At 63.9% G+C, this 20,264-nt stretch carries 21 protein-coding genes; 10 read left to right on the top strand and 11 right to left on the bottom strand.

Annotated elements, in window-relative coordinates; all coding sequences use genetic code 11:
* Window positions 1–2 precede the first annotated feature (2 nt).
* The 7 genes from rplC to JJT62_RS03525 all read right to left on the bottom strand — a co-directional run bounded on the left by rplC (window position 3) and on the right by JJT62_RS03525 (window position 7,120).
* Window positions 3–719 (bottom strand): 50S ribosomal protein L3, encoded by a 717-nt coding sequence (rplC, locus tag JJT62_RS03555; protein WP_202071279.1) that lies wholly within the window; start codon window positions 717–719, stop codon window positions 3–5.
* A 55-nt stretch (window positions 720–774) separates the two neighbouring features.
* Window positions 775–1,083 (bottom strand): 30S ribosomal protein S10, encoded by a 309-nt coding sequence (gene rpsJ / locus JJT62_RS03550; protein ID WP_003613511.1) that lies wholly within the window; start codon window positions 1,081–1,083, stop codon window positions 775–777.
* 115 nt (window positions 1,084–1,198) lie between these two features.
* Complete coding sequence (gene tuf / locus JJT62_RS03545) at window positions 1,199–2,389, bottom strand: elongation factor Tu (protein WP_202071278.1); 1,191 nt, start codon at window positions 2,387–2,389, stop codon at window positions 1,199–1,201.
* A 47-nt stretch (window positions 2,390–2,436) separates the two neighbouring features.
* The gene (fusA, locus tag JJT62_RS03540) at window positions 2,437–4,512 is read right to left on the bottom strand and encodes an elongation factor G (RefSeq protein ID WP_202071277.1); all 2,076 of its coding nucleotides are present in this window, start codon (window positions 4,510–4,512) and stop codon (window positions 2,437–2,439) included.
* A 27-nt stretch (window positions 4,513–4,539) separates the two neighbouring features.
* The gene (gene rpsG / locus JJT62_RS03535; RefSeq protein WP_202071276.1) at window positions 4,540–5,010 is read right to left on the bottom strand and encodes a 30S ribosomal protein S7; all 471 of its coding nucleotides are present in this window, start codon (window positions 5,008–5,010) and stop codon (window positions 4,540–4,542) included.
* 24 nt (window positions 5,011–5,034) lie between these two features.
* Window positions 5,035–5,406 (bottom strand): 30S ribosomal protein S12, encoded by a 372-nt coding sequence (gene rpsL / locus JJT62_RS03530; RefSeq protein ID WP_026015930.1) that lies wholly within the window; start codon window positions 5,404–5,406, stop codon window positions 5,035–5,037.
* A gap of 439 nt (window positions 5,407–5,845) precedes the next feature.
* Entirely contained in the window at window positions 5,846–7,120 is a 1,275-nt protein-coding gene (locus JJT62_RS03525; protein ID WP_202071275.1) for an NRAMP family divalent metal transporter, read from the bottom strand.
* A 124-nt stretch (window positions 7,121–7,244) separates the two neighbouring features.
* Between JJT62_RS03525 and JJT62_RS03520 the strand changes: the two genes are divergently transcribed.
* Window positions 7,245–7,484, top strand: a complete 240-nt coding sequence (locus JJT62_RS03520) for a YdcH family protein (protein WP_202071274.1) — start codon at window positions 7,245–7,247, stop codon at window positions 7,482–7,484.
* Window positions 7,485–7,580: 96 nt separating this feature from the next.
* Here JJT62_RS03520 and JJT62_RS03515 read toward each other — a convergent pair whose 3' ends face one another.
* Window positions 7,581–8,333, bottom strand: a complete 753-nt coding sequence (locus JJT62_RS03515; protein ID WP_202071273.1) for a HugZ family protein — start codon at window positions 8,331–8,333, stop codon at window positions 7,581–7,583.
* Window positions 8,334–8,679: 346 nt separating this feature from the next.
* On the opposite strand from JJT62_RS03515, the gene JJT62_RS03510 reads away from it, so the two are divergent.
* The 6 genes from JJT62_RS03510 to JJT62_RS03485 all read left to right on the top strand — a co-directional run bounded on the left by JJT62_RS03510 (window position 8,680) and on the right by JJT62_RS03485 (window position 14,612).
* The gene (locus JJT62_RS03510; RefSeq protein WP_202071272.1) at window positions 8,680–9,378 is read left to right on the top strand and encodes a response regulator transcription factor; all 699 of its coding nucleotides are present in this window, start codon (window positions 8,680–8,682) and stop codon (window positions 9,376–9,378) included.
* Window positions 9,379–9,393: 15 nt separating this feature from the next.
* Window positions 9,394–11,277, top strand: coding sequence for a stimulus-sensing domain-containing protein (locus JJT62_RS03505; protein ID WP_202071271.1), 1,884 nt, complete (start codon window positions 9,394–9,396; stop codon window positions 11,275–11,277).
* Window positions 11,274–11,726 (top strand): HPr kinase/phosphorylase, encoded by a 453-nt coding sequence (locus tag JJT62_RS03500; protein ID WP_202071270.1) that lies wholly within the window; start codon window positions 11,274–11,276, stop codon window positions 11,724–11,726. Before JJT62_RS03505 ends, JJT62_RS03500 begins: the two co-directional genes overlap by 4 nt.
* Window positions 11,727–11,934: 208 nt before the next feature.
* Window positions 11,935–12,336 (top strand): PTS sugar transporter subunit IIA, encoded by a 402-nt coding sequence (locus JJT62_RS03495; RefSeq protein WP_202071269.1) that lies wholly within the window; start codon window positions 11,935–11,937, stop codon window positions 12,334–12,336.
* 79 nt (window positions 12,337–12,415) lie between these two features.
* A complete protein-coding gene (locus JJT62_RS03490) occupies window positions 12,416–12,718 on the top strand; it encodes an HPr family phosphocarrier protein (protein WP_202071268.1) in 303 nt (100 codons plus the stop codon).
* Between the two features lie 76 nt (window positions 12,719–12,794).
* The gene (locus JJT62_RS03485) at window positions 12,795–14,612 is read left to right on the top strand and encodes a glucan ABC transporter ATP-binding protein/ permease (protein WP_202071267.1); all 1,818 of its coding nucleotides are present in this window, start codon (window positions 12,795–12,797) and stop codon (window positions 14,610–14,612) included.
* A gap of 208 nt (window positions 14,613–14,820) precedes the next feature.
* Here JJT62_RS03485 and JJT62_RS03480 read toward each other — a convergent pair whose 3' ends face one another.
* The 3 genes from JJT62_RS03480 to rpsF all read right to left on the bottom strand — a co-directional run bounded on the left by JJT62_RS03480 (window position 14,821) and on the right by rpsF (window position 17,940).
* Window positions 14,821–16,833: a methanol/ethanol family PQQ-dependent dehydrogenase gene (locus tag JJT62_RS03480; RefSeq protein WP_246744665.1), complete on the bottom strand. Its 2,013-nt coding sequence runs from the start codon at window positions 16,831–16,833 to the stop codon at window positions 14,821–14,823.
* Window positions 16,834–17,275: 442 nt separating this feature from the next.
* Complete coding sequence (rpsR, locus tag JJT62_RS03475; RefSeq protein WP_016917696.1) at window positions 17,276–17,512, bottom strand: 30S ribosomal protein S18; 237 nt, start codon at window positions 17,510–17,512, stop codon at window positions 17,276–17,278.
* A complete protein-coding gene (gene rpsF, locus JJT62_RS03470) occupies window positions 17,509–17,940 on the bottom strand; it encodes a 30S ribosomal protein S6 (RefSeq protein ID WP_202071266.1) in 432 nt (143 codons plus the stop codon). The genes rpsR and rpsF overlap by 4 nt, the downstream gene beginning before the upstream one ends.
* A 413-nt stretch (window positions 17,941–18,353) precedes the next feature.
* Here rpsF and JJT62_RS03465 point away from each other — a divergent pair, with 413 nt between their 5' ends.
* The 3 genes from JJT62_RS03465 to panB all read left to right on the top strand — a co-directional run bounded on the left by JJT62_RS03465 (window position 18,354) and on the right by panB (window position 20,263).
* Window positions 18,354–19,160, top strand: coding sequence for a hypothetical protein (locus JJT62_RS03465; RefSeq protein ID WP_202071265.1), 807 nt, complete (start codon window positions 18,354–18,356; stop codon window positions 19,158–19,160).
* Between the two features lie 74 nt (window positions 19,161–19,234).
* A complete protein-coding gene (locus JJT62_RS03460) occupies window positions 19,235–19,372 on the top strand; it encodes a hypothetical protein (protein WP_202071264.1) in 138 nt (45 codons plus the stop codon).
* Between the two features lie 69 nt (window positions 19,373–19,441).
* Entirely contained in the window at window positions 19,442–20,263 is an 822-nt protein-coding gene (panB, locus tag JJT62_RS03455) for a 3-methyl-2-oxobutanoate hydroxymethyltransferase (RefSeq protein WP_202071263.1), read from the top strand.
* The last annotated feature ends 1 nt before the right edge of the window (window position 20,264 follow it).

The following is a 20,264-nucleotide window of genomic DNA, read 5'->3' as shown; positions in this document are numbered from 1 at the left end:
GCTCAGTCCTCCTTGTTTGCTTCTTGAGCGGGAGCGGCGGCGTCGGCAAGACGGAACTTGCCCGGCTGCGGCGCTTCCGCGGGGAGCGCGCGCTTGACGGCGTCGCGGACGTAAATCCAGCCGCCGGCGACGCCCGGAACGGCGCCTTCGACGAGCAGCAGGCCGCGCTCGACGTCGGTCTGCACGACGCGCAGATTCTGCGTGGTCACGCGGTCGACGCCCATATGGCCGGCCATCTTCTTGTTCTTGAAGGTCTTGCCCGGATCCTGACGGCCGCCGGTCGAACCATGCGAACGATGCGAGATCGACACGCCGTGTGACGCGCGCAGACCGCCGAAGCCCCAACGCTTCATCGGGCCGGCGAAGCCCTTACCCGTCGTGGTGCCCGTCACGTCGACGAACTGACCGACAACGAAGTGATCCGCCGTGATTTCGGCGCCGACCGGAAGCAGCGCTTCCTCGTTGACGCGGAACTCGGCCAGCTTCAGCTTCGGCTCGACCTTCGCCGCAGCGAAGCGCGTGCGCTCGGCCTTCGACACATTCTTCACCTTGGCGCGGCCGATGCCGAGCTGAACGGCGGTGTAGCCGTTCTTCTCCTTGGTCCGCTGAGCGACGACTTGACAGCCGTCCAGCTTCAGGACCGTGACCGGCACATGCTCGCCCGCCTCTGTGAAGACGCGGGTCATTCCGACCTTTTGCGCGATGACGCCCGACCGCATGTTCAATATTCCTTCGCGAAGCGGCGGCCTCGAGAGCGCGCCGCCCAATCCGTTCTTAGAGCTTGATCTCGACGTCGACGCCGGCGGCGAGATCGAGCTTCATCAGCGCATCCACCGTCTGCGGGGTGGGATCGACGATGTCGAGAACGCGCTTATGCGTCCTGATCTCAAACTGCTCGCGCGACTTCTTGTCGATGTGGGGCGAACGGTTCACCGTGAACTTCTCGATCTTGGTCGGCAGCGGAATCGGGCCACGAACCTGAGCGCCGGTGCGCTTCGCCGTGGAGACGATCTCCTTGGTCGACGTGTCGAGAATCCGGTGATCGAACGCCTTCAAGCGAATCCGGATATTTTGACCGTTCATTGCTTCATCCTTTGGGACCGCGATCCAGGAAGATCGCTTCTGGATCGCGAGCCTTCCGACTCGCGATCGTTTTTTCACAAGCGAGCCTGAAGGCTCGCGGTCCAGATCCGCTCAATTACTCGATGATCGAAGCGACGACGCCCGCGCCGACCGTGCGGCCGCCTTCGCGGATAGCGAAGCGCAGCTTCTCTTCCATGGCGACCGGAACGATCAGAGCCACTTCCATCGTGACGTTGTCGCCCGGCATCACCATCTCGACGCCCTCGGGGAGCGTCACAATGCCGGTCACGTCCGTCGTGCGGAAGTAGAACTGCGGACGATAGTTGGTGAAGAACGGCGTATGACGGCCGCCTTCTTCCTTGGTGAGGATATACGCCTCAGCCTTGAACTTCGTGTGCGGCTTCACCGAACCCGGCTTGCACAGAACCTGGCCGCGCTCGACGTCCTCGCGCTTCGTGCCGCGCAGCAGGCAGCCGACGTTGTCGCCCGCCTCGCCCTGATCGAGCAGCTTGCGGAACATTTCGACGCCGGTCACCGTCGTCTTGGTCGTCGGACGGATGCCGACGATCTCGACTTCCTCGCCGACCTTCACCACGCCGCGCTCGATGCGGCCCGTCACCACCGTGCCGCGGCCCGAGATCGAGAACACGTCCTCGACCGGCATCAGGAAGGGCTGGTCCTTCGGTCGCTCCGGCTGCGGGATATAGCGATCGACTTCCTGCATCAGCTTCAGGATCGCGTCATGGCCGATCTCGGGATTCTTGTTCTCGAGAGCGCACAGAGCCGAACCCTTGACGATCGGAATGTCGTCGCCGGGGAAGTCGTACTTCGAGAGAAGCTCGCGGACTTCGAGTTCGACGAGCTCGAGCAGCTCCGGATCGTCGACCATGTCGACCTTGTTGAGGAACACGACGAGCGCCGGCACGCCGACCTGGCGGGCGAGCAGGATGTGCTCGCGGGTCTGCGGCATCGGGCCGTCGGCGGCGGAGCACACGAGAATGGCGCCGTCCATCTGCGCCGCGCCGGTGATCATGTTCTTCACATAGTCGGCGTGGCCGGGGCAGTCGACGTGGGCGTAGTGGCGGTTCTGCGTCTCATATTCGACGTGCGCCGTCGAAATGGTGATGCCGCGCGCCTTCTCTTCCGGAGCCTTGTCGATCTGGTCGTAGGCCGTGAACGTCGCTCCGCCCGTCTCCGCCAGAACCTTGGTGATCGCCGCCGTCAAAGACGTCTTGCCGTGGTCGACGTGCCCGATCGTCCCGATGTTGCAGTGCGGCTTGGTGCGCGAGAATTTTTCCTTGGCCATTGCCGTGCTCCTTTAGAGAGTTCCGTTTAACCCGTGCGTTCGTGAGATCAGGCGTATTTCGCCTGGACCTTCTTCGACTCCGCCTCGGGCACTTGTTCGTAGTGATCGAAAAGCATGGTGTAGCTGGCGCGACCCTGCGTGCCGGAGCGCAACTGGTTCACATAGCCGAACATATTCGCGAGCGGGACCATGGCGTTGATGACCACGGCGTTGGCGCGCATGTCCTGGCCCTGGATCTGGCCGCGACGCGAGTTCAGATCGCCGATGACGAAGCCGGTGTATTCTTCCGGCGTCACCACTTCGACCTTCATGATCGGCTCGAGCAGGACCGAGCCGCCCTTCTGCAGGGCCTCACGGGTCGCCGCGCGGGACGCGATTTCGAAGGCCAGAACCGACGAGTCGACGTCATGGAACGCGCCGTCGATCAGCGTCGCCTTGAGATCGACGACCGGGAAGCCCGCGAGGATGCCCGAGGTCGTGACGGACTGAATGCCCTTGTCGACACCCGGGATGTATTCCTTCGGAACCGCGCCGCCGACGATCTTCGACTCGAACTCATTGCCCGCGCCCGCTTCATTGGGCTCGTAGATGATCTTCACGCGCGCGAACTGGCCGGTGCCGCCGGTCTGCTTCTTATGCGTGTAGTCGATCTCGACCTTCTTGCCGAGACGCTCGCGATAGGCGACCTGCGGCGCGCCGATGTTGGCGTCGACCTTATAGGTGCGCTTCAGAATGTCGACCTTGATGTCGAGATGCAGCTCGCCCATGCCCTTGAGGATGGTCTGGCCGCTCTCCTGGTCGGTCGACACGCGGAAGGACGGATCCTCGGCCGCGAGCTTCTGCAGGGCGATGCCGAGCTTCTCCTGGTCCGCCTTGGACTTCGGCTCGATCGCGATCTCGATGACCGGATCGGGGAACTCCATGCGCTCCAGAATGACCGGCTTCTGCTGATCGCAGAGCGTGTCGCCCGTGCGGGTTTCCTTGAGGCCGGCGAGCGCGACGATGTCGCCCGCATAGGCTTCCTTGATGTCTTCGCGGTTGTTGGCGTGCATCAGCAGCATGCGGCCGATGCGCTCTTTCTTGTCCTTCGTGGAGTTCAGAACGGTCGTGCCCGACTCGATCTTGCCCGAATAGACGCGCGCGAAGGTGATGGTGCCGACGAAGGGGTCGTCCATGATCTTGAAGGCGAGCATGGAGAAGGGCTCGCTATCCGACGGATTGCGGACCATATCGGCGCCGGTGTCCATGTCGACGCCCTTGATCGCTTCGCGATCGATCGGCGACGGCAGGAAGTCCACGACGGCGTCGAGCAGGGGCTGAACGCCCTTGTTCTTGAACGCCGAGCCGCAGAACACCGGGTGAAAAACGATGGCGCGCACAGCCTTGCGGATCAGCGACTTCAGAGTCGCCTCGTCCGGCTCGACGCCGTCGAGATAGGCCGCCATGGCGTCGTCGTCGAGTTCGACGGCCGCCTCGATCAGCGCCGTGCGATATTCCTTCGCCTTATCGAGAAGGTCCGCCGGAATCTCTTCGTCGTGATACTTTGCGCCAAGGCCTTCGTCTTCCCAGACGACCGCCTTCATGCGGATCAGGTCGATAACGCCCTTGAAGTTGTTCTCAGAGCCGATCGGCAGCTGCACGCAGACCGGACGGCCGCCGACGCGGGTCTTGATCTCTTCTGCGCAGCGGTAGAAGTCGGCGCCGATCTTGTCCATCTTGTTGACGAACACGATGCGCGGAACGCTGTATTTGTCGGCCTGACGCCAAACCGTCTCGGTCTGCGGCTCGACGCCCTGGTTGCCGTCGAGAACGCAAACCGCGCCGTCGAGAACGCGCAGCGAACGCTCGACTTCGATGGTGAAGTCGACGTGGCCGGGGGTGTCGATGATGTTCAGACGCTTGCCGTTCCAGAAGGTCGTGGTCGCGGCGGACGTGATCGTGATGCCACGCTCCTGCTCCTGCTCCATCCAGTCCATCGTCGCGGCGCCTTCGTGCACCTCGCCGATTTTGTGGCTCTTGCCGGAGTAATAGAGGATGCGCTCCGTCGTCGTCGTCTTACCGGCGTCGATATGCGCCATGATGCCGAAGTTGCGGTAGTCCTCGATCGGATGCGAGCGGGCCATGACTATAGTCCTCGTGAGAGCTCGGGCTTACCAGCGATAATGCGAGAAGGCGCGGTTGGCTTCGGCCATGCGGTGCGTGTCTTCGCGCTTCTTCACGGCGGCGCCGCGATTGTTGGAAGCATCGAGAAGCTCCGCCGACAGGCGATCGACCATGGTCTTGTCGCTGCGGGCGCGGGCCGCGGTGATGATCCAGCGGATCGCCAGCGCCTGACGGCGCTCGTTGCGCACTTCGACCGGCACCTGATAGGTGGCGCCGCCGACGCGGCGGGAACGGACCTCGATCGCCGGCGCGACATTGTCCAGCGCCTGACGGAAGATCGCCAGCGGATCGCTCTTGGCCTTCGACTCGACCTGGTCGAGCGCGCCGTAAACGATCGCTTCCGCGACCGACTTCTTGCCGTCGTACATGATGGAGTTCATGAACTTCGCGAGAACGATGTCGCCAAACTTGGCGTCTTCGATGACTTCGCGCTTTTCCGCCCGGTGACGTCTCGACATGTGTGTCTCCCTACTTCGGCCGGATTACTTCGGACGCTTCGCGCCGTATTTCGAACGGCGCTGCTTGCGATCCTTGACGCCCTGCGTGTCGAGCACGCCGCGCAGAATGTGATAGCGAACGCCCGGAAGATCCTTCACGCGGCCGCCGCGGATCATGACCACGGAGTGCTCCTGAAGGTTATGGCCTTCGCCAGGAATGTAGCCGATGACCTCGAAGCCATTGGTCAGACGCACCTTGGCGACTTTACGAAGCGCCGAGTTCGGCTTCTTCGGCGTCGTGGTGTAGACGCGCGTGCACACGCCGCGCTTCTGCGGACAGGCGCCGAGATGGCGGGCCTTTTCGCGATACGTCTTCGGGTGACGCGGCTTGCGGATCAATTGGCTGATCGTCGGCATCAAAAAGTCCTTCGCTTCGCTTCTGACGCGAATGGCGGATGTTCGGGTGAACCCGAGAGCGCATTACTTAAAAACGCGCAAACGAGCGAAGCGCCGATGGCCGCAAGGCCAAGGCGCTCCTAACGCAGAGGACCCCGAGAGACCCGGGATCGTGCCTTCCTGTCCGTCGCCGCAAAGCGACGGGATGATTACCAAACCGACCGAAGCCGGTCTTTACTGGCGGTCACAGGCAAGGCGACAGCGTTTAAGTTCGGAAGATCGAGAGCGAGGCGCTCATCAACGGCGTGAACTTACGGCCTGTCGAAAGTGGGCGGAAACTAATCGCGGCTCGCCATCGCGTCAAGCGAAGATTCAGCGGAAACCAAGAAAAAATCGGCTGTGGCGGCATGCCCGGCGCAAATGGCTTTCTCGGCAAACGCCGCAGCGTGGTTATACCTTATCAAAGGTCAAACCCGAATGTTGAAATTGCAAGCAATAGCACGGCAAACGTCATCGCGGCCGTCGCAATCCAGCCGAGCGCCGACAGCCATTTCGGCGAAACATGAGCGCCCATCGCTCGCGCATTTCCGGAGACGATCATCATCGCAAATAGGAAGGGCGGCGCAATGATCCCGTTCAGCACCGCCGTCCACAAGAGCATCTGCATCGGCGGTATCGAGGTGAAATCCAGCGCCGCGCCCAAAAGCGTTGCAATGATCACGATCCCATAGAAGCCCGGCGCGCGGGCGAAGGGCGCCTCGAGGCTGAATTTTCCGCCGATGACGTCGCTGACCGCATAGGCGGCGGAGCCGGCGAGGACGGGAATCGCCAACAAGCCCGTGCCAATGATGCCGAGCGCAAAAAGAAAGAAGGCGAAGTCGCCGGCGAGCGGCCGCAGGGCTTCCGCTGCCTGGGCCGCCGTGTCGATGCCCGAGACGCCATGGGCGTTGAGCGTCGCGGCGGTCGTCAGCATGATAAAAAAGGCGACAAGATTTGAAAGGATGACGCCGACGCCCGTATCGACGCGCAACCGCCGCAACTCTCTGCGCGCGGAGGCGTCGCGCAAGGGGCCCTTGTGCCCCACCCTCATTTCCTCGATCTCCTGCGCGGCCTGCCAGACGAAAAGATAGGGGCTGATGGTCGTGCCGAGCACGGCGACGACCATCATCATCGCCTCGCGGCCCCAGCCGACATTTGGCAGAAGGGCGCCGCGCAAGGCGGCGCGCCAGTCGATCTCCACGGCAAAGGCGGCCGCCACATAGGTGAAGAGCGCGAGCGTCGACCAGCGCAGGAAGCCCGCATAGCGCCGGTAGGGCACGAGGATCTGAGCGAGAAGGCCGGCCGCGCCGAAGGCCAACGCATAATTGCGCTGGGAGCCCTGCAGAATCAGCTTCAGCGCTTCGCCCATGGCGGCGAGATCGGCTGCGATATTGGCGACGTTGGCGACGAGCATCAGCACGACGAGCCCGTGCGCCACGCCTCTCGGCAAATGCGCGCGCGCATTGGCGACGACGCCCGCGCCAGTTATCCGGCCGATGCGGGCGCTCACGAGCTGCACGGCGAGCATCAGCGGCGTCGTCAGCATCACGGCCCAAAGCAAGCCATAACCGAAAGCGGCGCCGGCCTGCGAATAGGTCGCAACCCCGGAAGGGTCGTCGTCCGCAGCGCCGGCGACGAGGCCGGGGCCGAGAAGCTTGCGCCAGCCTGGCGTCGCCGCCTTTTTGTTTTCCGTCAATTAAATGCCTCGCTTGCGCGCTTTCGCCGCAGGACCCGAGGGCTTGGGCTTTGCCCTTGCCGGCCGGTAAAACTGGTTGGGAGACGCACAAGGCGTCACGCGCTTAATTAAGAGGGAGAGAAAAATGAGCCATGTCGCGCATGAACTGCACGAAGAGTTTCCCGAGAAGGCGCAGGCCATCCACGCATTGAAGGCCAGCAACGCGCATTTCGCGCGTCTTGCCGAAGAGTATCACAGCCTCAACCGCACGATTCATCGCATGGAGACTGAGGTCGAGCCGGCGGACGACGCGGCCGTCGAGGCGCTGAAAAAGAAGCGCCTGGCGTTGAAGGATGAGATTGCGGGTCTGATGGCCGGGCTCTGACACGGCTGGACGCGAAGACACGAGCGCGCCTGAAGGCGCGCGGTCCGGGGGCGCCTGCTTGGACCGCGCGCCTTCAGGCGCGCTTTTGAACTTGCATCAACCTCGCGAAAGCTGCGCCAGCTCGACGAGCATCCGCCGCGCTTCCTCCGCCCTCTCCACGGCTCTGGGAAACGCCACCCGCGCCGTCTCATCGCCGCTGACGAGGTCGAGCCCCTCGGGGTCTATCCCGCTTGCCCGCCATTGGCCGGGCTTGGCCCCGGCGAGCTTCTGCGCATAGAGCGCCAGCGCGTCAGCGTGGTCGGCGTTCATATGTTGGAGAATATCTTCCTCGGCGGCGATCAGCGCCTCGGCGCTATCGACGTTGGTCAAAAGCGGCCCAGGGCCGAAATCCGCAGCCCGGGCGAAGCCGCCGTTGAGATGCACGGCCTCGATCTCCGCCCGCCAGAAGGAAAAGTCGGGAAAATCGGCGTAGAGCTGCGCCTTGGGGTTGCGGCGTAAAAATCGCCCGCGCGCCGCAGGGCTTTGCGTGCGCGCGGCGCGGGCGACGAGCGTCAGGCGCGGATGCGCCATCGGGTCCCCCCGCCCGCCCTGGGCCAGGAGCAGCGAGCAGCGCCCGTCCCGCTCGAGATTGCGCGTGTGCTGGGCGAGCTTCGACAAGAGGAGGATCGGCGTCCCGTCGTAATCCGTGGCGATGGCCGTCAATGTCGCAAAGGGGGCGCCGCTTTCGGTCAATGTGGCCAGGGTGGCGGTTCGGATCGCACGTAAAAGCCGCTTGGATTCACCCACCGGATCGAAGGCCGGATCCTGCCGAGGATCGCGCGGCGGCGCGGTATTATTTTCTAGCGTCATGATTTTGCCCGCATTTCTAACTCAAAAAGGCGCCGGGTCGCATTGCCGACCAAATGTGTATATAAGAGAGGCGCAAGGCTGTCGCAGACTGGAGCGGGTTCGAAAGACGCGCTCGAGAGATGAACAGGCGCCTCCTCGATGCGCATTAGGCGTTTTTGGCCGTTGTATCGGCCACATTTCAGCCGCGATGGGCCGGGACTCTGATCGGATCGAGAAAAACCGCAGAGTCGCCGGGCGTTACGGACGGCGTCGCCCGAAAGCATGGGCGCTGCCGGAGTTTTCGCGGATCCTGGAGGATCAGCGAGCGCCGCAAGCGCCCATCGCCGCCAACAGCAAAAGGATGCTCATGCCGACCATCGCTCTCGTCGACGACGATCGCAACATCCTGACCTCGGTTTCCATCGCGCTCGAGGGCGAAGGCTATCGCGTTCAGACCTACACGGACGGCGTCCAGGCGCTCGACGGCTTGCGCGCCAATCCGCCCGATCTTGCCATCTTCGACATAAAGATGCCGCGCATGGACGGGATGGAGCTTCTGCGTCGCTTGCGGCAGAAATCGGACCTCCCGGTGATTTTTCTCACCTCGAAGGACGAGGAGATCGATGAGCTCTTCGGCCTCAAAATGGGCGCCGACGACTTTATCCATAAGCCCTTCTCGCAGCGCCTCCTCGTCGAGCGCGTCAAGGCGATCCTGCGCCGCGCCAACCCGAAGGAAGCCGCCGCGCAAAAGGAAACCGAAGCCAAGGTTCTGGAGCGCGGCGCGCTGGTGATGGACCCGGAGCGCCACACCTGCACCTGGAAGGGCGACCCCGTGGTGCTCACCGTGACGGAGTTCCTGATCCTGCAATCGCTGGCGCAACGCCCGGGAGTGGTGAAGAGCCGCAATGCGCTGATGGACGCCGCCTATGACGATCAGGTCTATGTCGACGATCGCACCATCGACAGCCACATCAAACGGTTGCGCAAGAAGTTCAAGGTGGTCGATACGGATTTCGAGATGATCGAAACGCTCTACGGCGTCGGCTATCGCTTCAAGGAAATGTAACGGGACGCGCAGCCGATGAGCGCATCCGAGACCAGCGACGTCCTTGCGTCGGGGGCTCCCGAGACCCCAGCCGACGCCGCCGCGCGCGCCGAGACCCAGGGCCGCCCGCCGGCGCGGCGCGCCCGCACGCTGAACATCCGCCTGCGGCGCCTGTCGCGAGCGGCGCAGTCGCATCTTTCCTCCTCGCTCACGCGCCGCATCGTCGTCCTCAATCTGGGCGGGCTGGTCGCGCTGCTCGGCGGCTTTCTCTATCTCAACCAGTTTCGTGAAGGCCTGATCGACGCGCGCGTGCAGAGCCTGCAAACGCAAGGCGAGATCATCGCCGCCGCCGTCGCCGCGTCGGCGACCGTCGACACCGACGCGATTACGATTGATCCGGAGAAGCTTCTACGGCTCGCCCCGGGCGAAAGCGCGAGCCCCGGCGAAGACCAGCCCGCGATGGAGTTCTCGCTCAATCCGGAACGCGTCGGCCCATTGCTGCGCCGCCTCGTCTCGCCGACGCGGCTGCGCGCGCGCATCTATGACCGCGACGGCTATTTGCTGCTCGATTCGCGCTCGGTATCCGGGCGCTCCAATATTTTGCGTTTCGATCTCCCGCCCTCGCCCAACACAACGACCATCGACGCCTCGTCTTTCCTGCAAAAGACCCTCGACCTTCTGCGCAGGTTGACGCGCCGCCCCGAGCTGCCGCTTTACGAAGACATCGGTATGGGCAATGGCAAGACCTATCCGGAAGTCGTGAGCGCGCTCGAAGCGCGCGCCCATTCGGTCGTGCGCGCCAACGCCAAGGGCGAGACCATCATCTCGGTCGCCGTCCCCGTGCAGCGCTTCCGCTCGGTGCGCGGCGCGCTGCTGCTCTCCACCATGGGCGGCGACATCGACGCCATCATCGCGATGGAGCGTTGGGGCATCATCCGCATCTTCCTCGTCTCGGCGGGGGTGATGCTGCTGCTCTCGCTCTTCTTCACCAACACCATCACCGAACCGATGCGCCTGCTCGCAGAAGCCGCGGAGCGCGTGCGCCGGGGCGCAAAATCCCGTCAGGAGATCCCGGATTTCTCCGACCGCCAGGACGAGATCGGCCATCTCTCCTGCGCGCTGCGCGACATGACGACGGCGCTGTATAATCGCATCGAGGCGATCGAGCATTTCGCCGCCGACGTCGCGCATGAGCTGAAGAACCCGCTGACCTCGCTGCGCAGCGCCGTCGAGACGCTGCCGATCGCCAAGACAGAATCGGCGCGCGACCGGCTCCTCGCCATCATCAAGCACGACGTCGGCCGCCTCGACAGGCTGATCAGCGACATCTCCGACGCCTCGCGTCTCGACGCCGAGCTCGCGCGCGCCGATATGGGCGACGTCGATCTCTCCAGGGCGCTCATCACCGTCGTCGACATGACCCGCGCCGTCGATCGCGGCGACGGGGTCAAGGCCGAGCTTACCATCCGCCATCTTTCGAGCGAGCCCCGCATTCGCTGGCGGGTGACCGGAAACGACTCGCGCCTGGGCCAGGTTTTCAACAATTTGATCGACAACGCCCGCTCATTCTCGAAGCCCGGCGGCGTCGTGCGGGTGCTCCTGTGGCCCGAACGCGCCAAAGGCCCGGGTGGCGCGCCGATCGACGGCTATGAGATCATCGTCGACGACGATGGGCCCGGCATTCCCGAAGGCGCCTTCGAGCGCGTTTTCGAGCGCTTTTACACCGACCGGCCGGAGCACGGTTTCGGCCAGAATTCCGGCCTCGGCCTCGCCATTTCCCGTCAGATCATCGAGGCGCATGGCGGCCGCATTCGCGCGCTGAACCGAACCCTCGCGCATCCCGACGGAACCGACGAGCCGGAGGCCGGCGACAAGGTGCTCGGCGCGCGATTTGTGGTCTGGCTGCCGGCGGCGCGATGAGCGCCCAATATGTCCACGCCAATGCGCTGGTTCTGGGCGAGACAGGGGTGCTGCTGCGCGGCCCCTCCGGAAGCGGGAAAAGCGCGCTCACCCTCGCTTTGATCTCCCGCTACCAATCCCAGGGCGATTTCGCCCGCCTTGTCGGCGACGACCGGGTGAGTGTGGAGGCGTTGAACGGACGCCTCGTCGCGCGGCCGCATCCCGCCATTGCCGGCGTCATCGAAATCCGCGGCCACGGGCTGTCGCGCATCGACTACGAGGCCGCCTGCGTCCTGAACGCCATTGTCGATCTTTGCGCGCCCGACGATCCCCCCGCGCGTCTGCCGCAGGAGGCGGAAAAATATGCCGCGCTGCACGGGATTGTTCTGCCACGCCTCTGCACGCCGGATTGCGGCGATGTCTCAGTTGCGCGAATCATCTTTTTCATTCAATCGATTGCGACAATTTGACATGCGATCGCGATTTTCGCTTGCGAATTTCGCCGCAACGCACAAAATGGCGCCCCTGACGCGCGCCCAGGAAAAAAGAGGATGGGCGGGGCGGCTGAGCTTGTATATGCTGTCGTCAGGGGACGAGAAGCGACGGCAAGCTTATGTAGGAACCCCCGTTGTGGGGCCATCGCGTAGCGCGAGACGTCTTCATGAGTGGTAGGGTCGAATGATCGGAATGGTCTTGGTGACCCATGGCCACCTCGCCACGGAGTTCCGCGCGGCGCTCGAACATGTCGTGGGTCCTCAAAAACAGCTCGTTTCCATTTCAATCGGCCCCGAGGACGACATGGAGCGTCGCCGGGCCGAAATACTCGACGCTATCCATAACGCCGACAGCGGCGACGGCGTCGTTCTGCTGACCGACATGTTCGGGGGAACGCCGTCCAATCTTGCGATTTCAGTGATGAACGGCGGCAATGTCGAGGTTCTCGCCGGCGTGAACCTCCCCATGCTGATCAAGCTCGCCTCGGTCCGGGACAGCGCGACTTTAGAGCAGGCGGTTCTGCAGGCGCAGGACGCCGGCCGAAAATATGTCTATATCGCGAGCCGCGTGCTCAACCCCAAGTGAGCTCTCAGAGCGGCCTTTTCCAGAGCGCTTTTTTCAGCTAGCCCTCCCCTACCGAGAAACCTAGCGAAGCGATCTTCCTATGCCTAATGCTGATGAGCGGGCGGCCGAGGCCGTCATCTCCCGCGATTTGCCGATTATCAATAAAAAAGGCCTCCACGCCCGGGCGACGGCGAAATTCGTCCAGTGCTGCGAAAAATTCGACGCCGAGATCACGGTCTCGAAGGACGGCGAGACGGTCGGGGGCAGCTCGATCATGGGCATTCTGACGCTGGGCGCCGGCCAGGGCTCGACGATCACCGTCACTGCAAACGGCCCTCAGGCCGAGGAAGCGATCGAGGCGCTCGACGCGCTCGTCGCCAACCGCTTCGGCGAGGACGAGTAGCGCGCGCCGGCTCGGCCTGGGCGCTTGCGCGACTGGGAACCCGCGAGGTATCCCAAAACGAAACAGCGGGCGAAAGATGTCGATCCTCAAGATCTACGCGCGTGTCCTGAGCCAACTGCGTCCCCAGGCAAGGCTCGCCTCCATCCTTGTTGCGGCGAATCTGGCGCTCGCCATTGCGCAATTTGCCGAACCAATTCTATTCGGCCGCATCATCGACCGCATGACGCAAACGCAAGCGCCGGGTCAGACGGTGGCCTGGAGCGATCTCGCGCCCCTCCTTGCCGCCTGGGCCGGTTTCGGCCTGTTCTCGATCGGCGGCGCGATACTCGTCGGGCTGAACGCCGACCGCCTTGCGCACCGCCGCCGCGTCGCCGTCATGTCCGAATATTTCGAGCATGTTCTTAACCTGCCGTTGAACTTTCACGCCAATGTGCACTCCGGGCGTCTGCTCAAGACCATGCTCGACGGCGCCATGGCGATGTTCAGCCTCTGGCTCTCTTTCTTCCGCGAGAACTGCGCCTCCTTCGTCGCGCTGTTCATTCTGCTTCCAGCGACCCTGCTTCTCAATTGGCGCCTGGGCGGGCTCCTGGTCGTCCTTGTGCTCGCCTTTTACGTATCGACGAGCTTTGTCGTCCGGCGCACGGAGAGGCTGCAGGGAAAGGTCGAGCGCATCAACTCCGCGCTCGCAGAGCACGCCTCCGACGCGCTGGGGAATATTCCGGTCGTCCAGAGCTTCACGCGCGTGGAGAGCGAATCCCGCGCGTTGAAGCGCATCGTCGACGACCTCCTGGCCGCGCAGATGCCGGTGCTCTCCTGGTGGGCGCTGGTCGCGGCCGCGAGCCGGGCGTCGGCGACGCTGACGATCCTTTCGATCTTCCTGCTCGGCACGTGGCTGCATCTGCATGGCATGGCGACGATCGGCGAGATCGTGACCTTCACGAATTTCGCCACCATGCTGATCGGACGGCTCGAGCAGGTCGTCGGCTTCGTCAACATCCTGCTTCAGCAATCGGCCAAGATCGGCGAGTTTTTCGAGGTTCTGGACACGCAGCCCACAGTGGCCGATCGGCCGGACGCGCGTGACGCCGGGCGGCTCTCTGGCGCCGTCGCTTTTGAGAAGGTGACCTTCTCCTATGATGGGCGCCGCAAGGCGGTGAAGAACGTCAGCTTCTCCGTCAAGCCCGGACAGACGATCGCGCTCGTGGGCTCCACGGGCTCGGGCAAGTCGACGACGCTCGGGCTCCTGCATCGCGTCTTCGATCCCGAGGAAGGCGCGGTGAAGATCGACGGCGTCGACATTAGGGAATTCACTTTGCTCTCGCTGCGGCGCAACATCGGCGTCGTCTTTCAGGAGCCGATGCTGTTCGCCCGCACAATCGAAGAGAATCTGCGCATCGGAAACCCCGACGCCACAGACGCGGAAATCGCGCGGGCGTTGGAGCTGGCGCAAGCGTCGGAATTCGTCTCCCGCCAGAGCGACGGGCGCGCCACCCGCATCGGCGAACGCGGCCGCTCGCTTTCCGGCGGCGAGCGCCAGCGCCTCTCCATCGCCCGCGCGCTGCTGAAAAACCCGCCGATCCTCGTCTTCGACGAAGCGACATCGGCGCTCGACGCCACCACCGAGCGTCAGATTCAGAAGGCGCTGGAGGCCGCCACCCGGGGGCGCACGACCTTCGTCATCGCCCATCGCCTCGCCACTGTGCGCAACGCCGACCATATTCTGGTTTTCGACCAGGGCGAGATCGTCGAGAGCGGCTCCTTCGAGACGCTCGTGGCCAAGGGCGGCCGTTTCGAGGCGCTGGCGGCGGCGCAGTTCATGACCGAGCCAGCGCAGCCGGCGGCGGGGCTCGAAGGGTTGCACGAGCCAACGGCGCCGCAGGCGCGGGCGGGGTAGCGCACCCCCTCCCCAGCCCTCCCCCGCTTCGCGGGAGAGGGAGTCAGGCCGTGGCCTTCTTAGAGAATGCTGATCGCGAGCGTCCCCTCTCCCGTGAAGCGGGGGAGGGACAGGGAGGGGGCGCACCTGCGCGAATCCTCCACAAAAAAAGCGCCCGGCGAGATTTCGCCGGGCGCCAATCCTCGAGTGCTAGACCTTAACGCTCTGCTTAGTTGGGCAGGGCGAAGACGGTCAGCACGCCGCCGAGGGCGGTGTAATTGGCGAGCGAGGCGTAGTTGCCCACCGCGCCGAGACCTTCGTTCGACTTCGACAGACCGGCCGCGAGGCCGATGCCCGCCCAGCCGCCGACGCCCGACAGAACCGCCACATACTGCTTGCCGGCCGATTCATAGGTGATCACGTTGCCGATGATGCCCGACGGGGTCTTATACTTGTAGAGCTCCTTGCCGGTCTTCGTGTCGACCGCCTTCAGATAGCCCTCCAGCGTGCCGTAGAAGGTCACGCCGCCGTCCGTCGACACAGCGCCCGACCAGGCCGAGAACTGCTCCTTGTTCGACCAGACGATCTTACCCGTCCGCGCGTCCCAGGCGATGAAGTTGCCGGTGTGGTTCGTGCCGTCGCCCAGCACCTTGCCCGCCGGGAACATTTCCAGCGTCGCGCCGACATAGGGCTGGCCCGCCGTGTAGGACACGCGGAACGGCTCATAGTCCATGCAGACGTGGTTGGTCGGCACCATGAACAGGCCCGTCGCCGGATCGAAAGAAGCCGGCTGTTCGTCCTTCGAGCCGAGAGCGGCCGGGCAGACGTTCTGGGTGTTCGTGTCCTCGCCATTGTGCTGCGTCGAGTATTTGTCGACGACCAGCGGACGGCCATAGGTCTTGGACGACTTGTCCATGTCGACCTTCGTCGCCCAGTTCACCGCCGGATCATACTTCTCGGCGACGAGCAGGTCGCCGTTGGTGCGATCGAGCGTATAGGCGAAGCCGTTACGGTCGAAGTGGACGAGCGTCTTGACCTTCTTGCCGCCGATGTCCTGGTCGGCGAGGATCATCTCGTTGATGCCGTCATAGTCCCACTCGTCGTGGGGGGTCATCTGGTAGAGCCACTTCACCTTGCCGGTGTCGAGGTCGCGCGCCCAGATGGTCATCGACCAGCGGTTGTCGCCCGGACGCTGGTTCGGGTTCCAGGTCGAGGGGTTGCCGGAGCCGTAGTAGACGAGGTTCAGCTCGGGGTCGTAGCTATACCAGCCCCAGGTGGTGCCGCCGCCGGTCTGCCACTGGTCGCCCTGCCAGGTGCTGATGCCGGAGTCCTTGCCGACCGGCTGGCCGAGATGGGTGGTCTTCTCGGCGTCGATCAGCGTATCGGCGTCCGGGCCCATGGAGTAGCCGCGCCACGCCTGCTTGCCGGTCTTGACGTCGTAAGCGGTGATATGGCCGCGCACGCCGAACTCGCCGCCGGCGATGCCGACGAACACCTTGTCCTTGAAGACATGCGGCGCGGCGGTCGAGGTCTGGCCCTTCGACGGATCGCCGTTCTTCACCGACCAGACGAGCTTGCCGGTCTTGGCGTCGAGCGCGATCAGCGTGGTGTCGGCCTGAGCGAGGAAGATTTTGCCGTCGCCGTAAGCGAGGCCGCGGTTGACCGTGTCGCAGCACATGACCGGAACGACCGCCGGATCCTGCTTGGGCTCATATTTCCAGAGGATCTGATGCGCCGGATCCTTGGCGTCGAGCGCATAGACGATATTGGGGAACGGCGTATGCAGATACATCACGTCGGTCGTGATGGTCTTGCCGGAGCTGTCGGTGACCGACACATTGTTGAGAACGAGCGGCGCGCCTTCGTGGCCGCGCAGAACGCCCGTCGAAAACTGCCAAGCCGGCTGGAGCTTTCCGACATTGTCCGCCGTGATCTGCTTGAGGCCGGAGTGGCGAAGATTGGCGTAGTCGCCGGTCGGAGAAACCCACTGCTTGGGGTCTTTCGACAAGGTCAGCAATTCGTCATAGGCGAGCGGCGCGGCCACTTTCACAGCGGCGGGAGCCTCCGCCTTCGGGACGATAGGCGCTTCGGCTTTCGGGGCGGCGGGCGTTTCCGCGGCCGCGGCTTTCGCGCCATATTTCGCCGCCTCCTCGGGCGTCAGCTTCCAGGTTTGGGCGTGCAACTGGCCCGATGTAAGTAGCGCAATAATGCCTACAGAAGCTGTTCTGAGCAGCTTATGCATTCGCTTTCCCTCCCGAGGGTTTTTTGTCCGCATGAATTGGACCGAAGCACTCTTAGTGTATTTCGGCAAAGACGACCATAGCGGAGAAGCGGCTGGGAGGCAGGCGGCGCAAGCAAAAAATGGCCTCTGAGGCGGGATCCTCAAAGGCCATAGATATTCTCATGCATTAAGCGCAATTTGGATCTCATACGGACGCGCTTGCGTCAAGGGAGTCTCTGTCCTTTCCGTGCGCCACCCACAGCGAGACCGGGGCATTCGCGACGACATGAAGCGCACAAAAAAACCGCGCCCTCTCGGGCGCGGCTCGCGATTCGACTTAGCGCGCTTTCCGCTCGCATGGATCATGCGAGCGATGAGAAAGCGCGCAGACTCCGAAAGTTGGAGCGCATTCTTGTCGCAAAAGTCTATCAACTTTTGCGGAATGCGCTCTAAAGCCGAAATCTCAGCGGATCACATAAGGCAGCAGGCCCAGGAAGCGGGCGCGCTTGATGGCCTGAGCCAGCTCGCGCTGCTTCTTGGCGGAGACCGCCGTGATGCGCGAGGGCACGATCTTGCCGCGCTCGGAGATGTAGCGCGACAGCAGGCGCGTGTCCTTATAATCGATCTTCGGCGCATTGGCGCCGGAGAAGGGGCAGGACTTGCGGCGGCGGAAGAAGGGGCGACGGGGCGCGGTGCTCATTCGGTCTCTCCTTCAACTCGGCCTTCCTCACGACGCGGGCGGCGTTCGCCACGATCGCCGCGCGGGGCCCCGCCAGGGCCGCGACGCTCGCCGCGGTCGTCATCCTCACGCTTGCGGAGCTGTGCGGACGGGCCTTCCTCCAGCTCCTCGACGCGCAGCGTCAGGACGCGAAGGATGTCTTCGTTGATGCTCTGCTGGCGCTCCAGCTCGGCGATGGCGGCCGGCGGGGCGTCGATGTTCATGAGCGTGAAATGCGCCTTGCGGTTCTTCTTGATCCGATAGGCGAGCGATTTGACGCCCCAATATTCGGTCTTGCCGACCGTGCCGCCGAGCGACGTGACGACATTTTTGAACTGCCCGGTCAGAGTCTCCACCTGCTGGGGAGAAATGTCCTGACGGGCGAGATAGACATGCTCGTAGAGAGCCATGTGTTTCGCCTTTCCGTTGCCGCGAGCCGCTCCGGCGCCAAGCCCTTCGAGCGCTTCTTGGGGGTATTGACCCCTGGGAAAGGCTCGAGAGGAAGTGAGTTCGAAGGCGGAGACACGGGAAGACGAGGCGAGCCCCTCGCCCTTTGCTTGCGCATATTCTTTTCCGAAAACCGCTTTGCACTTTTCGGGAATATGCGTTTGGCGCACATTCTTTTCCGAAACTCTGGTGGCGCTTTTCGTAAATATGCGCGCATGGGCGCTTCCGTTCAGCCCCCGGCCGGGAACGTCGCGATCCGCGCCTTATACGCGGGTTTGGCCAAGATGCAAGAGCGCCTGCGACGACGGCGCCGATTGACGGGCTGACATCCGGGTAACACCTTTAGTTTCCCACGCCCGCCCGGGGAGAGGGAAGATTGATGCGAAGCATTTTCAGCGCATTTTTCCTGTTGGCGCTCATCGCCGTCTCCGGCCCCGCGCGCGCCCAGACCTACGGCAGCGGCCTCATCCCCGCGAGCTCCGTGACCTTTGTCAACCGCTCCGCCAATCCGCGCTATGTCGCCTTTACGCTCCAGTCGGGAGCCCCCGGGCCGGCCGTATGGTCGTCGGATTGCGAGCGCTTCAACGACCAAGTCTATCTGGCGCCCGGCCAGGCCTGCACAGCCTCTGTGCCGAGCAGCGCCGGCCCCTCGCGCTTTTGCGCGCGGGAGAATCCCGCGCCGCCTGGAAAGTCGCCGAACTGCTTTGCGGCGCAAGCCGAGAATCTCACGATTATCGGAACGAATTTCACGAGCGGCGCGGGTTGTAATCGGACCGGCAATCCGCTCGCCGCCGGCGTCGTGCAGAAAAGCTGCGTCTGGTACGAGATCAGCGTCGTCCCCGAAAGCTGCACCAATTGCGCGTGGAACGCCGATAATTGCAAGAATAGCGGCGGCCCCTCCTACAATGCGCCCGTGCAGCTTGCCTGCTCGGGGGCGCCGACCTTCACCTGCCGCGGTCCGCTGGGACCGCTCGGCGTCTACGGCGCCAATTATCCCCAGAATTGCGGCGCGCCCTTCAATCAACCGAGCTGCATCGGCGGCCTCAACGGCGCCTGCCTGCAAGCCTATTTCTTCCCGATGTCGACCTCCGGCGCCTGTAAATATCCCGCGGACAAACCCCAGCCGAACGCCCAATGCCCGCAAGGTCAGACGCTTTTCGTCACTTTCCTCGACGGCCTCTGACCCCCTGCCCCATCCTTGTCGGCGCCGGCGCGCGAGGCTATGGTCCGCGCGCAACCGGCAGGAGGGCGAGCGGCATGACAGGCAAAGCGGCATTGATTGTGGCTCTCTTCGGCCTCTCGCTCGCGCTTTCCGCCTGCGACAAATGCGGCGGCTTCCAGGAAATTCGCGCGCCAAGCCTCCCCCACGCCTGTCGAGACGCCGCCGCGCGCTAAGATCGCATCAGCCCCAGAAGCGCGCTGAATTTATGGGGCGCCAAGGGTTGCGCCAGCCGGAGGCCCCGCTTGTCGAAAGCCGATCCCTTCCTCGAAAAGAAACGCCGCGGCGAGAAGCTCGTCGTCGTCACCGCCTATGACGCGCCGACGGCGCGCATCGAGGCGGAGGCGGGCGTCGACATCATCCTCGTCGGCGACAGCGTCGGCGTGAATGTCCTCGGCTATGCGCATGAGCGCGACGTGACGCTTGCCGACATGGCGCACCACATCGCCGCCGTGCGGCGCGGCGCGCCTCAGATCTACGTCATCGGCGATCTTCCCTACGCCACCTATGACACGCCGGAAATGGCGCTCGCGAGCGCGCACGTGTTGCGCGACGCCGGCGCCGACTGCGTGAAATTCGAAGGCGCGCAGCCCGATGTCGTCGCAGCGCTGACGGCGGCGGGCTTCGACGTCTGCGGGCATCTGGGGCTCGAATCCCAGCATCAGGAGATCAAGCGCCGGCAGGGCAAGACCGCCGAGGCCGCCGCCAGGCTCTATGACGACGCGCTCGCGGGCGACACAGCGGGGCAGAAATTCCTCGTGCTGGAGCTCCTACCGAGCGAGCTTGCGGGACGCATTTCTCGAGCCGTCAAGGCGGCGACCATCGGCATCGGCGCGGGGCTGGAAACGGACGGGCAGGTGCTCGTCGTCAACGATCTCGCGGGCGTGACCACCCGCGAGTTCAAACACAACCGCCGTTATGGCGACATTGGCGCGGCGTTACGAGGGGCCGTCGCCGCCTATGCGAGGGATGTGCGGGCAGGCGCCTTCCCCGGTCCCGAGCATGCTTTCCAAATGGCCGCCGACGAACGCGCGGCCTTCGAAAAATGGCTGCAAGAGCGTAGCTGAA

This window comes from Methylocystis sp. Sn-Cys (assembly GCF_016745395.1).
In the GTDB taxonomy this organism is placed as follows: domain Bacteria; phylum Pseudomonadota; class Alphaproteobacteria; order Rhizobiales; family Beijerinckiaceae; genus Methylocystis; species Methylocystis iwaonis.
Note: the sequence above shows the minus strand (reverse complement) of the source record. Positions and strands in the feature narration are given on the sequence as shown.

Bases quoted from the DNA above. Each gene is read 5' to 3' on its own strand.
- rplC (WP_202071279.1), bottom strand. From the start codon at position 719: ATGCGGTCGGGCGTCATCGCGCAAAAGGTCGGAATGACCCGCGTCTTC.
- rpsJ (WP_003613511.1), bottom strand. From the start codon at position 1,083: ATGAACGGTCAAAATATCCGGATTCGCTTGAAGGCGTTCGATCACCGG.
- tuf (WP_202071278.1), bottom strand. From the start codon at position 2,389: ATGGCCAAGGAAAAATTCTCGCGCACCAAGCCGCACTGCAACATCGGG.
- fusA (WP_202071277.1), bottom strand. From the start codon at position 4,512: ATGGCCCGCTCGCATCCGATCGAGGACTACCGCAACTTCGGCATCATG.
- rpsG (WP_202071276.1), bottom strand. From the start codon at position 5,010: ATGTCGAGACGTCACCGGGCGGAAAAGCGCGAAGTCATCGAAGACGCC.
- rpsL (WP_026015930.1), bottom strand. From the start codon at position 5,406: ATGCCGACGATCAGCCAATTGATCCGCAAGCCGCGTCACCCGAAGACG.
- JJT62_RS03520 (WP_202071274.1), top strand. From the start codon at position 7,245: ATGAGCCATGTCGCGCATGAACTGCACGAAGAGTTTCCCGAGAAGGCG.
- JJT62_RS03515 (WP_202071273.1), bottom strand. From the start codon at position 8,333: ATGACGCTAGAAAATAATACCGCGCCGCCGCGCGATCCTCGGCAGGAT.
- JJT62_RS03510 (WP_202071272.1), top strand. From the start codon at position 8,680: ATGCCGACCATCGCTCTCGTCGACGACGATCGCAACATCCTGACCTCG.
- JJT62_RS03505 (WP_202071271.1), top strand. From the start codon at position 9,394: ATGAGCGCATCCGAGACCAGCGACGTCCTTGCGTCGGGGGCTCCCGAG.
- JJT62_RS03500 (WP_202071270.1), top strand. From the start codon at position 11,274: ATGAGCGCCCAATATGTCCACGCCAATGCGCTGGTTCTGGGCGAGACA.
- JJT62_RS03495 (WP_202071269.1), top strand. From the start codon at position 11,935: ATGATCGGAATGGTCTTGGTGACCCATGGCCACCTCGCCACGGAGTTC.
- JJT62_RS03490 (WP_202071268.1), top strand. From the start codon at position 12,416: ATGCCTAATGCTGATGAGCGGGCGGCCGAGGCCGTCATCTCCCGCGAT.
- JJT62_RS03485 (WP_202071267.1), top strand. From the start codon at position 12,795: ATGTCGATCCTCAAGATCTACGCGCGTGTCCTGAGCCAACTGCGTCCC.
- JJT62_RS03480 (WP_246744665.1), bottom strand. From the start codon at position 16,833: ATGCATAAGCTGCTCAGAACAGCTTCTGTAGGCATTATTGCGCTACTT.
- rpsR (WP_016917696.1), bottom strand. From the start codon at position 17,512: ATGAGCACCGCGCCCCGTCGCCCCTTCTTCCGCCGCCGCAAGTCCTGC.
- rpsF (WP_202071266.1), bottom strand. From the start codon at position 17,940: ATGGCTCTCTACGAGCATGTCTATCTCGCCCGTCAGGACATTTCTCCC.
- JJT62_RS03460 (WP_202071264.1), top strand. From the start codon at position 19,235: ATGACAGGCAAAGCGGCATTGATTGTGGCTCTCTTCGGCCTCTCGCTC.